Consider the following 12,213-nt stretch of genomic DNA (forward strand, 5'->3'; position numbering starts at 1 on the left):
TTTTGAGCGGATGGCGAATTGTGGGAATATGCAACCGTGTGCTAACGTTGGGTCACGTACGGTTTTAGAGCCGGTCGCCGGGGGTATCTGTGATCGATCTCGCACTCTGGCTTGCTCCGCTGGACGGTGAAAATCCGTCAGGCGAAGACTTGCGCAACGATCCGGCTTTTCATGAGCTGGAGCGGCTCACGGAGCCGCAGGTCAAGGTCGTCCATGACGGGCGCAACAAGCCAGCCGCGCAATCGACCATTCCGGTCGACTGGCCTGCCGTGCTCGGCAAGGCCGAGGAGTTGCGTTCGCATGGTCGCGACCTGCGCCTGCTCGTCATTGTCGCCCGGGCGCTGGCCAATGAAGAGGGATTGGCCGGACTGGCACAGGGCCTGACCCTGATTGCAAGGACCTTCGAGACGCATTGGGAGACGATGCACCCGGCGCTGCGGGCCAGCCCCCAACCACGCGAGGCCGCCTTGCGCCGCCTCAACGCGCTGGCCGACCTGCAGAACGGCCAGGAAGGCCTGCTGGCGAACCTCAGGCAGATGGTCTTCTTCGCGCCGCGTCCCATCGGGCCGATCAGCGGACGCGATCTCGAACAGGGTGCGCTCGACGATCGCGTCATGCTTCAGGAAGCGGCGTCGGGATTGAATGCCACGGAGAAGGCAGCACTGGTCAGCGCGCACGGACAGCTCCTGAACCGGGTGGGCAGCGGTTGTGCCGCCCATCAGGACCAGGCCGGTGAACAGATGACGGCGCTCATCGCCGGGGCGCACGCAGCGATCGAGGCGCTCGACGCGGTCGATGCGGCGCTGAATGCCCGCCTTGACAGCAACGGGGCCGCCGTCCCGGACCTGAAACGATTTTTGCAGCGCGTGCTGACGACGCTGGAACGCAATACGGCGGTCGAGACCACGGAAGAGGCAGCGACGAAGGGGGCGGCCAGCCCGGCTGCTCCCCCGGCAAGCCCGGCCGCGCCGGTCAGAAACGGTCATGGAGCCGAGACGATGGCAAGCTACGCGGAGACCGGTGCGGGGCTCCCGGACAGGATTTCCTCGCGCGACGATGTGGTGAAGTGCCTCGACCTTGTGGTCGCGTTCTACGACCGCACCGAGCCGTCGAGCCCGATCCCGCATCTCGCCCGCCGGGTGCGCAGGATGGTGCACATGGATTTCGTTGAACTGATGGAAGACCTCGCCCCGTCGGGGCTCAAGGAATTCCGGCTGCTCGCCGGCGTTCCCGACGCCAAGAAGACTGCCCAGAAGGATGAAAGGTAGCAACACATGCCAGCCGAAAGCAAAGCGAAGGTCATCGAGCGAAATCGCGCCCCGCGCGTGCAGATCGCCTACGATGTCGAAACCTACGGCAGCCCGACGACGATCGAACTGCCGTTCGTCATGGGCGTGATGGCCGACCTGTCGGGCGCATCGCAGACCAGGGAAGCGTCCAAGACGGTGCTCGACCGTTCCTTTGTCGAGACCGATGCCAACCGCTTCCCCAAATTCATGGAAGCGCTGGGACCCAGGGTCAAGGCGCGGGTGAAGAACACGCTGCCGCAGGCCGAGGGACAGGAGCGCGACGAAGAACTGGCGCTCGACCTGACCTTCACCAAGATGGGCGATTTCGCCCCCGACAAGATCGCCGAACAGGTCCCGCAACTGGCCGAAATCCTCAAGATGCGGCGCCAGCTCGAGGAGCTGCTCGGCTTCATGGACGGCCGCGTCGATGCCGAAAAGCGCATCGCCCAATTGCTGAACAACCAGCCGCTGCTTGGCCAGATCGCCGCCCAGGCGCTGTCCGACGACAAGGGTGAGGAATAGATCATGGCCGAACAGCAAAAGACCGCAGCATCCGTCGCCGAGGCCGAGGCCGTCGATCTCGGCGAATTCAGCCAGCTCTTGGAGAAGGACTTCAAGGTCAAGAAGGACGACAGCGAGAAGCTGCAGCAGCTGGTTCGCAACCTGGCTCTGGCGGCGCAGTCGCGCTCCGAGACGACGACGATTTCGTCCAACTCGATCAAGTCGATCAAGTCGTTGATCGCCGGCATCGACAAGATGCTGACGACCCAGGTCAACGAAATCCTGCACGCGCCGGAAGTGCGGCAGATGGAAGGCACCTGGCGCGGCCTCTGGTACCTCATCAACAACACCGAGACGGATCAGAAGCTGAAGATCCGGGTGATGAACATTTCCAAGGAGCAGCTGGCCGATACGCTCGAAGACTATGAAGGCCAGATGTGGGACCAGAGCCCGATCTTCAAGAAGGTCTACACCGACGAGTATTCGATGCTCGGCGGCGAACCGATCGGCTGCGTCATCGGCGCCTACGAGTTCTCCAACCACCCGCGCGACGTCGGCCTGTTGCGCAACATCTCCGGCATCTGCGCCTCGGCGCACACGCCATTCATCGCCGCCGCCTCGCCACGGCTGTTCCGCATGGACAGCTGGCAGGAACTGCCCAACCCGCAGGACCTGCAGCAGATCGTCTCCAACCCGGCCTACGCCTCGTGGCAATCGCTGCGCGAGAGCGAGGATGCGCGCTATATCGGGCTGACCATGCCGCGCGTGCTGGCGCGGCTGCCCTACGGCTCGGAGACAGTCCCGGTCAAGGGCTTCTCCTTCGAGGAGGAAGTGCAGGGCGATCACAACAAATATGTCTGGATGAACGCTGCCTTCCCGATGGGCGTCAACATCAACCGCAGCCACAAGCTCTATGGCTGGGGCACCCAGATCCGCGGCGTCGAAAATGGCGGCACTGTGCTTAACCTGCCGGTGCACTCCTTCCCGACCGATGACGGCTCGATCGCGATGAAATGCCCGACGGAAGTCGCCATCGACGACCGGCGCGAGGCGGAACTGGCCAAGCTCGGGCTGATGCCGATCCTGCACCGCAAGAACACCGATCTCGCGGCCTTCATCGGCGCCCATTCGCTGCAGGACGATGAGACGCGGGCGGGCCGCCTGGTCGACCCCGACGCCCAGTCCAACGAGCGGCTCTCCGCCAACCTGCCCTATCTGTTCCCGGTCTCGCGCTTTGCGCACTACCTCAAGGCGATTGCGCGCGACAAGGTCGGATCGTTCAAGGAACGCACCGACATGCAGATCTGGTTGACCGAATGGATCAACCGGTACGTGCTGGCCAACCCGGCCTTCGCCGACGACAAGGCGCGCGCCAAGCGTCCGCTTGCCGCCGCCGAGGTGCAGGTCGACAGCGTGGAGGGCCGGCCGGGCTACTACAACGCCCGCTTCTATCTGCGCCCGCACTACCAGCTGGAGGGCATCAATGCCTCGCTCAGGCTGGTGTCGGAATTGCCGTCCGTGAAGACCTGATTGCAGCAACCAAACCTTTGTTTGAAAGCGTGGAGAACGAAAATGCCCACAATGAAGATCGACGGTTTTCTGAAAGTTCCGGATATCAAGGGGCCCAGCACGCGCGACGGCCATGACGACGAGATCGAAATCCATGGCGTCGATTACAAGATGGTCGCGCCCTACGACCCCAATTCCCTCTCGCGCCGAGGCCGCGTGTCGATGGGCATGATCAAGTTCACCAAGCACTACGACAAGGCCTCACCCTATCTGGCCAAGGCCCTGTTCGAAAACAAGGCGCTGGACGAGGTCAAATTCTCCGCTCGGCGGACCATCGACGGCGAGAGCAAGGACTATCTGGTCGTTACCCTGACCGACGCCTCGATCATGGAATACGACATGTCGCAGGCCGATGATGAAGCCGACCTGATCCAGGAGGAAGTCTCCTTCGCCTACAAGAAGATCAAGTTCGTCTATGACGACAATGACGAAGCCGAAATGGATGTCTATGTCGGCAAGTGAGGGGCGAGCAAAGCGCCCTGCCGCCGACAAGGTACAGGCGGGCGGTTCACGGGCCAAGCGCGAGGCGGTACAGCCTTCGCTGTGGGACCGCCTCGTCAACGACCTGCCGGGCCTGAGCTCGGAGATAGACGGGCTCAGGCAGGCTCTGCAGGAGGAGCTTGGCGCAGAGCGCCTGGACGAGCTGCTGGCAGACGGACCGAGGCGCATCGACGCCGATGACGCATTGAACCCCGATCAGAAGCGCCGGCTGCACCGGCTGGCGTTTCAGAACCGGCACCGTGGCGAGCTTGAAAGCCGAGGCATCGTGGTGTCGCCCGATGTGCTGCGCGAGGCCGTGCGGCGCGACATCGAGGCGCTGTTCAACACCGAGCGTTTCGAATCCGCGCCGCTGCTATCCGATCTCGAGGCCGAGCAGATGACCGACAGTCCGACATCGCTGGCCGACTTTCCGGAGGTGCGCCGCAGCGTTGTCAATTATGGCGTGCCGTCCTTCTCCGGCCGGTCGTCGCGCGACTTCGATCGCGATGTTCTGGCACGCGAGATCCGCGCCGTGCTCGCCGCATTCGAGCCGCGGCTGAAGGAGAGCGCGACGAAAGTCACGGTCAACCTCGGCGACAAGACCGGCCTGAAGATCGAGATCGACGCCGTGCTGATCATGACGCCGACGCCCGAGCGCATGCGCCTGCGCACGACGATCAATCTCGACAACGGACTGGCGCGCACCGAGTTCAGGGAAGCCTGAGAGATGGACCGGGTCTTCGTAGAATATTACGAGGAGGAACTGTCCCACATACGCGGGCTGGCGGCGGAGTTCGCCGACATGCATCCGGCGGTTGCCCGCAATTTGTCGCTGGATACGGTGCCGTGTCCCGACCCCTATGTCGAGCGGCTGCTCGACGGCGTCGCCTTCCTCGCCGCGCGCACGCGCCTGAAGGTGGATGCCGAGCGCTCGCGGTTTTCGCGCAGCATCCTCGACGTGCTTTATCCCGATCTCGTCACGCCGGTGCCGGCAACCGCCATGGTGGTGCTGAAGCCCGGCCAGCAGGTGCAGACAATGCTTGCCGGCCACGTCGTCAAGCGCGGCACGCGGCTGGTCTCCAGCCTGCAGGCCGGCCTGTCGACACGCTGCACCTTCACCACCGCGCAGGACATGACGCTGTTTCCGATCGCGATCAGTTCGGTCGGCTATTTCCAGGACCGCAGCGCGCTTGCCGCCGCCGGCATCGGCCTGATCGCCGGCAAGGCCGGCGAAGCGGCACTTCGCATCACGCTGGCGCGGACCGGCAAAGGCAAGCTCGACGAACTGGCGCTCGACCGGCTCGACTTCTATTTCGCCAACCGCACCAAGGCGCCGCTAATCTTCGACGCCATCTTCGGAGTCTGCTCTGGTGTCGGCGCTCGACCGGAAGGCAAGACCAATCCATTGTCGCCGCTACCGCCGCCGGAGATGGTCGGCATTGCCGATGCCGAGGCGCTGATGCCGCGCACGCGGCCGACCTTCGAAGGCTACCGCCTGCTGCGCGAATATTTCATGATGCCCGAGCGCTTCCATTATGGGCGCGTCACCGGCTTGCTGCCGGTCGTGCGCAAATGCCAGGCCGGGCTCGAAATCATCTTCCTGTTCCGGCGTCCGGTGCCCGAACTCGCCGATCTGACGCCGGCGGATTTCGATCTCTTCGCCACCCCGATCATCAATCTCTTCAAGCGCGAGTGCAACATCGTCGAGCTCGACCAGCGCAAGACACGCCAGGTGCTGCATGCCGACCGCACGCGGGCGCGCGACTTTGAAATCTACCGCGTCATCCGCGTCGAAGACGCCGATGCCGAGGGACCCGACGCGGAGATACCGGAACTCTTCAGCCTTGGGCAAAATCGCGGCAGCGGCTGGGTCTATTCGACGGAGCGGCGGCCGCGCCGGCCGACCGAGGACGAGCGGCGCCAGGGCGTGACGCGGACCTCCTATGCCGGCGACGACGTCTTCCTGGCGGTTTCGCGCCCAGTCAACAGTCAGGCCAACCGGCCGCTCAAGCGCGTCGACGTCGTGGCACTGTGCACAAACCGCGATCTTGCCATCCTCGACGACACGCCAACGCTGACGCTGGAAGCGGGCGACCCGGTGGAATCGGTCAGGCTGCTCGGCGCGCTGCGTTCGCCGCAGCCGGCCATCCCGGCAGCGCTGCCGACCGGCGCCGACAGCGAGTCGCGCGCCGACGACCTGGCCTGGCGGCTGGTCTCGCAGCTGGCGCTGAACTTCCTCAGCCTGGCCAAGGAAGGCCGCGGCGTCGATCCGCTGCATGCGCTGCTCGATCTCTATGCCGAACGCGGCGATCCCGGGCTTGCCCGCAATGTACGCTCGATCGTGCGCATCGATTCGCGCGCGGTGATCGAAAGGCTGGCGATCGAAGGACCAATGTGTTTTGGGCGCGGCACGGAAGTGACGCTGCATGTCGACCAGTCGGTGCTGGCTGGGCAGAGCACCTTGCTGATGTCGGGGCTGCTGTCGCGGCTGTTTGCCCGTCATGCCGGAATAAACGGGTTCGTGCGCACGCGCACGCGATTGCTCCAGAAACAGGAGGATGTGCCATGGCCGATGACGCCCGGCAATCGCTACCTGATCTAGAGCGAGCCGCAACCCTGTCCGAGAGTTTCGACTTCTTCGAACTGCTGCGCCGACTCGAGCGGCAAGGCGGCCTGTTCGGCCATTCCGGCCGGCCGGACCGCGAGCCGGCAAGGCTCGGCCAGAATGTGCGGCTGTCCTTCGCGGTGCAGGACGTTGTGGATTTCCGCGAGCCGACCGACAAGTCGCCGGCGCGGGTGACGGTCAACAATCTCGGCCTGCTCGGGCCTGAAGGGCCGATGCCGCTGCATCTGACGCGCTGGGTGCTCGATCGGCTGTCGCAGCGCTGGTATGCGGGCGCCGAGGCGCGGCAGACGAGCGACACGACCTTCGTCGATTTCGTCAACATCCTGCAGCACCGGATGATCGCGCTTTATTATCGCGCCTGGGCGGATGCGCATCCGGCCGTGCAGGTCGAACGCGGTGTCGGCGGCCGCGTCCGTTCCATGCTGGAAGCGATGGCCGGCATCGGGCTGCCGGGCACGCAGGACGCCGAACTCGATGCGGTAAAGCTTCGCCAGGCCGCCTCGCTCGCCAGCCAGGTCGACGGTCCCGAGCGGCTGACCCTGTTCCTGGCCGAAGCCTTCAAGGTTCCGGTGGTGCTGAAGGAATTCGTCGGCGCCTGGATGACCATTCCCAAGGCACTGCAGAGCCGGCTTGCCGGCAGCTATGCCACACTCGGCCGCAGCGCCACCATCGGCCCGCGCAGCTTCAGCCGGCAAAGCCGGATCGAACTGCGCATCGGGGCGCTCAGCTATATCGACTACAAGGCGTTCCTGCCCGGCGGCGAGCGGCTGAAGTTGTTGAAGCAGGCGGTGCGCGACCTGATCGGCGAGACCATCGATGTCGATCTCAGGATCGTGCTTGCGGCAAAGGCAGTGCCGCCGGCAAAGCTCGGCACCGTCCAGCTTGCCCGCACCACCTGGCTGGCGCGACCGGTCGAAAAGGGGGACGCCGACGACATGCGGTTGCGGACCATCGTCGGCTGGCGGGAAGAGGTGGCGGCATGAGCCTGCTTCTGACTCTCGAACAGGGACCACGCGCGCAAGCCACGCGGCAGGCGCGGCTGGACGAGGGCGAGCTGGTAATCGGCCGCAGCGCCGACGCCGACTGGCAGATCAACGATCCCGACATGTTCGTCTCGCGCGCCCACTGCAAGATCACCAGCAAGCAGGGCGGCTATTTCGTCACCGATACCTCCAGCAGTGGGTTGTTCATCGACGATGCCGCCAGCCCGCTCGGCGCGGGAAATACCGCGCGCCTGCAAAGCGGCATGCGACTGCGACTGGGCGACTATGTGGTGTGGGTCGATTTGCAGACGGCGAAGACCGAGGCGCCGGCCTCCAGGCCTTCAGCGCCTGCCAGTAAGCCGGCGGCGTCGCGGGCGCCGGTCAGCCTCGGCGGCGACGATTTCTTTTCGTCCACCACGGAAGAAGAGCCGGGACGGCCACGCCCTGCCAACCTGCCCGATCCGTTCGAAAAGCCGGTGCCCGGCGCATTCGCGCGTGCGCGGTCCGATGAACGCAGCTCGCAGGCGTTCGACGATCCGTTCAGCCTCGACCCTGTGGCAACGCCGGTGGCCGAGCCCACTGACAGAAACGGCGCCAAGCCATCGTTCGACGATCCCTTCGGCCTCGACTCCGCGCCGCTGTCGAGAGAGCCGAGCAGATCCAATCCTGAGAAGCTGCCGGCCTACGATGACGGGTTTGGTTTCGGCCCTGCCGGGTCCACCAGCCTCGACGCCGGCGTGACGGATGGCGGTGCAACCGATGCGCCCTCGCCTGCCCCCTCTGCAGCGCCCTGGGATCTGCCAGTCCGCGCGGTCGAGCCATCGCCACCGCAGCCACCGCCTCCCCCGTCTCCACCGCCACCACGCGCTCCTGTCCGCCAATCCGCGGCGCGGCCGTCAGCCGGACCGTCGGACGCGGAATTGCGCGCCGCTTTCCTGCGCGGCATGGGCATGGACGAGGCCGATTTTCCCGGCGGCGATCCGGTGGCCGACATGGAAAAATTCGGCCGCGAATACCGGCTGATGATGGAAGGCCTGATGCAGCTTTTGCGCAAGCGCGCCGAAGAGAAGGGCAATGCCCGCGTCGCTCAAACCGTGGTTGGCGCGTCCGAGGTCAACCCGCTCAAATTCCTGCCTTCGGTCGACGATGCTCTGGTGACCATGCTGGCCGAGCGCAGCCCCGGTTTCCTCGGCGCCGAAGCGGCGATCAAGGACGCGGTGCGCGATCTGGCGCAGCACCACGTTCGTGCCTGGCGCGGCGTGCAAGGCGCGCTCAAGCGCATGATCGACCGCTTCGATCCGGCGGCGATCGAGCAGGAATTGAAGTCGAGTTCGGCGATCGGCAATCTGCTGACCGGCGGGCGCGGCGCCAAGCTCTGGGAATTGTACCAGAAACGCCACCGTGAAATCGCTCACAGCGCCGAGACGCGTTTTCTGGGCGAGATCGGCGCTGATTTTCGTGATGCATATGAGGAGGACTGAGACATGATCGACAGACGCCAATTTATCCTTGCCATCGGGGCGACGGGACTGCTGACGGCTTGTCAGAGCGGCCCGCCCAAACCATCCGTCATCACAGTGAATCTTGCCGGCGGCGCCGGAATGAACCCGGGACCGGGCGGCGGCGACAGGCCGGTGACGGTGATGATCTTGCGGCTGAAAAGCACCGGCGCCTTCAATTCGGCCGACTATTTCGCCCTGCAGGGCGGTGCCGGCTCCGCACTTGGCGGCGATCTCATCGGCTCCGACACGATTTCCGTCGGACCCGGCAAGACCGCATCGAAGACCATCACGGTCGAGCCGGAAGTGGCAGCACTCGGCTTCGTCGCGCTGATCAGGGAACCCGGCGGGCGCAACTGGCGTACGACCAAATCGGTTTCGCCGGGATCGAAGTTCACCGTCAATGTGAAGCTCGGCAGCGGCGGCATTTCCGCCTAAAGCGCGTCGCGTTTGAACGCGATCCAGGCGACGCGCTTTAGGTCTTTGTTTTTATGCATGTCGTTCTCTCAAAACCGTGACCACTTTTGAGCGACATGCATTGGGCGGCGAAATCCGCAAAGCCGCGCGAGGCGATGAGCAGGAAGCAGAGAGTGTCGGCATGAGCGATGCAAACAGGGTGCTGTGGTCGGAGGGGCTGTTCCTCCGCACCCAGCATTTCCAGCAACAGGACCGCTTCTTCGAAGCGACGGTGCGCGGCGTCTTGCAGGCCGGGCACCTGCATACGTTCGGCTTCCGAACGCTGACGCTCGATCAGGCACAGCTCGATGCCGGCCAGATCTCGGTGCTCTCGGCGCGTGGCATCTTTCCCGACGGGACGCCATTCGCCATCCCCGAGACGATGGATGCGCCGCGGCCGCTGGCGGTGACGCCGGAAATGGGCGCGGGACCGGTGCTGATCGCGCTGCCGCTCGAACCGCCCGGCGGCGTCGGCTTCGACCCCGCTCACGCCGAGCCGTCCGGCGCACGCTATCGCGGCCGGATCGTCTCGGTGCGCGACGCCGTGCATGGCGGCTCCGATCCTGAGGAAATCGAGATCGCACGGCCGCAGGCGCTGTTGCTGGCGCCGGGCACGGCCGTCGGCGGCTACACCGCGCTGCCGGTGGCCGAACTCAAGGGCGTGCGCGCCGATGGCGGCGTTGCCTTGGACGACACCTTCCTGCCGCCGACCTTGGTCATCGGCGCGGCGTCCTGGTACAGCCGCCTGCTGCAGGAAGTGGTCACCGGCCTTGACCAGATCGCCGAGGCGCATGGCAAGATGGTGCTGGGCGGCCCCGGGCGCAGCGTCGAGGATCTTCTGATCCTCAATTTGGTCAACGCCGCGCGGCCGCGGCTGGCCCACATGCTGGCGCAGGATGTCTTCCATCCAGCCGAGGTCTATATGGAGCTGGCCGGTCTCGCCGGCTCGATGGCGACCTATGGCTCGAGCGCAAGACGGCTCGGCGAACTGCCTGCTTACGACCACATGGCGCCAGGCCCGGCCTATTCGGCGCTGGCCGACGCGCTGCGCTCGCTGATCCTCAGCCTGCGCTACATCGAGCCGAAATCGCGCGCCCTGCCGGTCATGCGCCATGCCACCAATGTGTGGAAGATCCGCATCGACAACCCGAAACTTCTGGTGGCGAGCCGCATCGTGGTGCGGATCGGCTCCGAACTGTCGGAGGATGCCTTGCGCAAGATTTTCGTCAACCAGGCGACCGTCGGCTCGGCCAGCGAATTCGAAGGGCTGTGGAAATCACGCCTGCCCGGCATTCCGTTGAAGCCCCTGCATTCACAGCCGCGCGAAATTCCCTATGACGGCGACCGGCTGTGCCTCGAACTCGACCAGAAAAGCGAGCACTGGGCCTCGCTGCTCGAAGCGCCCGGTTTTGTGATCGGCGTTTCGGGCGTGCTGCCCAGCGAACCGCAGGTCGACTGCTACTCGGTCAACAGGTGAGATGATGAGCAGGGACGATCCATTCGGACTGTCCGAGGATCGGGAGCGGACGCGCATCCGCCTGAGCGGAGCGCCAACACCCCGCGCCATGCCCCTGCCGGCGTCGGGCGGCGTCACCGCGAAGCGCTCCGGGCGGGCGCATCCGAACGTGCTCGTCAATGCCTTCTCGCCTTTGCTCGAATTTGCACCCGAACTGGAAAACGCGCAGCCGCCGGAGAATCCGGAAGCGCTGCGCACGAGGCTGCTCGATGAGCTCGTGCGCTGCCGCGACGCCACAATGGCGCAAGGCTCGTCGCTGGAGCGAGCCGACCAGGCCGCCTGGCTGGTAGCGGCCCTGCTCGACGATCTGGCGCTGAACACGCCCTGGGGCGGCGCCAGCGCATGGCCGCGCCAGCCGCTGGTGGTGATGCTGCGCGGCGACGTCGATGCCGGCGCGCAGTTCTTCGCCCGTCTCGAAGACCTGGAGCGCCATCCCAATCGCGACCGCGAAATGCTGGAGCTGCAGTATCACTGCATGGCGCTCGGCTTCCGCGGCAAATACCGCGTGCCCGGCCGCTCCGGTGATCGCTCGCTCAATGCCGTGCGCGTGGCGGCGGCGCGTTTCCTGCGCGACAGCGACGCCGAAGGCGCGCCGCTGTCGCCGAACTGGAAGGGCGTGATCGCCTCCGACGAACCGCAGCGCTTCATCGTGCCGATCTGGGTGATGGTTGCGGCAGCGGCGGTGATGGCGACAGCCATCCATATCGGCCTGTCGATGAGCCTGAGCAGCCAGGCGGTCGAGCTTTCGGCGCTGGTTCGCGCCTTGCCGCCGCCGACGCGTACGGATGTCACCCGCGCTTCGCCGAAGGTCGACGCGCCGCCGCCGGTGGCCGTGGATTTCGCGCTGCTGCCGGAATTCCAGGCGGCCGCGCCGGATGAGCTCAAGAGGGCGCTGAGCGGCACGGAGAGCGTGTCGCTGGCGCGGCTGGTCATCCAGGCCTCCAATCCCGAACTCTTCCAGTCGTCGCGGGCGCAGCTGACAGACGGCTTCGATCCGCTCATCGCCTCGGTCGCCAAGGTGATCCTCGAGAACCAGGAGCTGATCGGCGATATCACGGTGGTCGGCCACACCGACGGCGTTCCCTTGCAAAAGACCAACCCACTGTCCACCAACCAGCGGCTGTCGGAAGCCCGCGCCGCGGAAATTGCCGATATCCTGATTCAGAACGGCGTGCCGAAGGAGCGCGTGCGCTCCGAAGGCCGGGCCGCCACCGATCCGGTGGCCGACGACGGCACACGCGAAGGCCGGGCCTTGAACCGCCGCGTCGAAGTGCTGGTCGAAAAGAGGCTGTGA

General features: G+C 65.5%; 11 protein-coding genes. All 11 read left to right on the forward strand.

All coding sequences use genetic code 11. From position 1 onward, the window contains the following. Positions 1-89: 89 nt before the first annotated feature. The 11 genes from tssA (at position 90) to icmH (ending at position 12,213) form a co-directional block, all read left to right on the forward strand. On the forward strand, positions 90-1,268 hold the full coding sequence (gene tssA / locus ACYG9Y_RS19305; RefSeq protein ID WP_023687034.1) for a type VI secretion system protein TssA: 1,179 nt from the start codon (positions 90-92) through the stop codon (positions 1,266-1,268). A gap of 6 nt (positions 1,269-1,274) precedes the next feature. Continuing rightward, on the forward strand, positions 1,275-1,811 hold the full coding sequence (gene tssB, locus ACYG9Y_RS19310) for a type VI secretion system contractile sheath small subunit (protein WP_023673718.1): 537 nt from the start codon (positions 1,275-1,277) through the stop codon (positions 1,809-1,811). Positions 1,812-1,814: 3 nt separating this feature from the next. After that, the gene (tssC, locus tag ACYG9Y_RS19315; RefSeq protein WP_023682611.1) at positions 1,815-3,320 is read left to right on the forward strand and encodes a type VI secretion system contractile sheath large subunit; all 1,506 of its coding nucleotides are present in this window, start codon (positions 1,815-1,817) and stop codon (positions 3,318-3,320) included. Positions 3,321-3,371: 51 nt separating this feature from the next. After that, positions 3,372-3,821 (forward strand): Hcp family type VI secretion system effector, encoded by a 450-nt coding sequence (locus ACYG9Y_RS19320; protein WP_023673716.1) that lies wholly within the window; start codon positions 3,372-3,374, stop codon positions 3,819-3,821. Then, on the forward strand, positions 3,808-4,563 hold the full coding sequence (tssE, locus tag ACYG9Y_RS19325; protein ID WP_023673715.1) for a type VI secretion system baseplate subunit TssE: 756 nt from the start codon (positions 3,808-3,810) through the stop codon (positions 4,561-4,563). The genes ACYG9Y_RS19320 and tssE overlap by 14 nt, the downstream gene beginning before the upstream one ends. Positions 4,564-4,566: 3 nt before the next feature. Then, positions 4,567-6,441 (forward strand): type VI secretion system baseplate subunit TssF, encoded by a 1,875-nt coding sequence (gene tssF, locus ACYG9Y_RS19330; RefSeq protein ID WP_023738412.1) that lies wholly within the window; start codon positions 4,567-4,569, stop codon positions 6,439-6,441. Beyond that, positions 6,405-7,448 carry a type VI secretion system baseplate subunit TssG gene (gene tssG / locus ACYG9Y_RS19335; RefSeq protein ID WP_023738411.1) on the forward strand — a complete coding sequence of 348 codons (1,044 nt, stop codon included), beginning with the start codon at positions 6,405-6,407 and terminating at the stop codon, positions 7,446-7,448. Before tssF ends, tssG begins: the two co-directional genes overlap by 37 nt. Next, positions 7,445-8,929, forward strand: coding sequence for a type VI secretion system-associated FHA domain protein TagH (tagH, locus tag ACYG9Y_RS19340; protein ID WP_023704814.1), 1,485 nt, complete (start codon positions 7,445-7,447; stop codon positions 8,927-8,929). Before tssG ends, tagH begins: the two co-directional genes overlap by 4 nt. A 3-nt stretch (positions 8,930-8,932) precedes the next feature. Further along, complete coding sequence (gene tssJ / locus ACYG9Y_RS19345) at positions 8,933-9,385, forward strand: type VI secretion system lipoprotein TssJ (RefSeq protein ID WP_023704813.1); 453 nt, start codon at positions 8,933-8,935, stop codon at positions 9,383-9,385. Positions 9,386-9,545: 160 nt separating this feature from the next. Then, on the forward strand, positions 9,546-10,880 hold the full coding sequence (tssK, locus tag ACYG9Y_RS19350) for a type VI secretion system baseplate subunit TssK (RefSeq protein WP_023738410.1): 1,335 nt from the start codon (positions 9,546-9,548) through the stop codon (positions 10,878-10,880). Positions 10,881-10,884: 4 nt separating this feature from the next. Continuing rightward, positions 10,885-12,213 carry a type IVB secretion system protein IcmH/DotU gene (gene icmH / locus ACYG9Y_RS19355; protein ID WP_023738409.1) on the forward strand — a complete coding sequence of 443 codons (1,329 nt, stop codon included), beginning with the start codon at positions 10,885-10,887 and terminating at the stop codon, positions 12,211-12,213.

The sequence above is a fragment of the Mesorhizobium sp. W050 genome (assembly GCF_054719535.1).

What these genes read in the sequence shown, in the direction of transcription:
- tssB (WP_023673718.1), top strand. Translation starts at nt 1,275, where the DNA reads ATGCCAGCCGAAAGCAAAGCGAAGGTCATCGAGCGAAATCGCGCCCCG.
- tssC (WP_023682611.1), top strand. Translation starts at nt 1,815, where the DNA reads ATGGCCGAACAGCAAAAGACCGCAGCATCCGTCGCCGAGGCCGAGGCC.
- ACYG9Y_RS19320 (WP_023673716.1), top strand. Translation starts at nt 3,372, where the DNA reads ATGAAGATCGACGGTTTTCTGAAAGTTCCGGATATCAAGGGGCCCAGC.
- tssE (WP_023673715.1), top strand. Translation starts at nt 3,808, where the DNA reads ATGTCGGCAAGTGAGGGGCGAGCAAAGCGCCCTGCCGCCGACAAGGTA.
- tssF (WP_023738412.1), top strand. Translation starts at nt 4,567, where the DNA reads ATGGACCGGGTCTTCGTAGAATATTACGAGGAGGAACTGTCCCACATA.
- tssG (WP_023738411.1), top strand. Translation starts at nt 6,405, where the DNA reads ATGGCCGATGACGCCCGGCAATCGCTACCTGATCTAGAGCGAGCCGCA.
- tagH (WP_023704814.1), top strand. Translation starts at nt 7,445, where the DNA reads ATGAGCCTGCTTCTGACTCTCGAACAGGGACCACGCGCGCAAGCCACG.
- tssJ (WP_023704813.1), top strand. Translation starts at nt 8,933, where the DNA reads ATGATCGACAGACGCCAATTTATCCTTGCCATCGGGGCGACGGGACTG.
- tssK (WP_023738410.1), top strand. Translation starts at nt 9,546, where the DNA reads ATGAGCGATGCAAACAGGGTGCTGTGGTCGGAGGGGCTGTTCCTCCGC.
- icmH (WP_023738409.1), top strand. Translation starts at nt 10,885, where the DNA reads ATGAGCAGGGACGATCCATTCGGACTGTCCGAGGATCGGGAGCGGACG.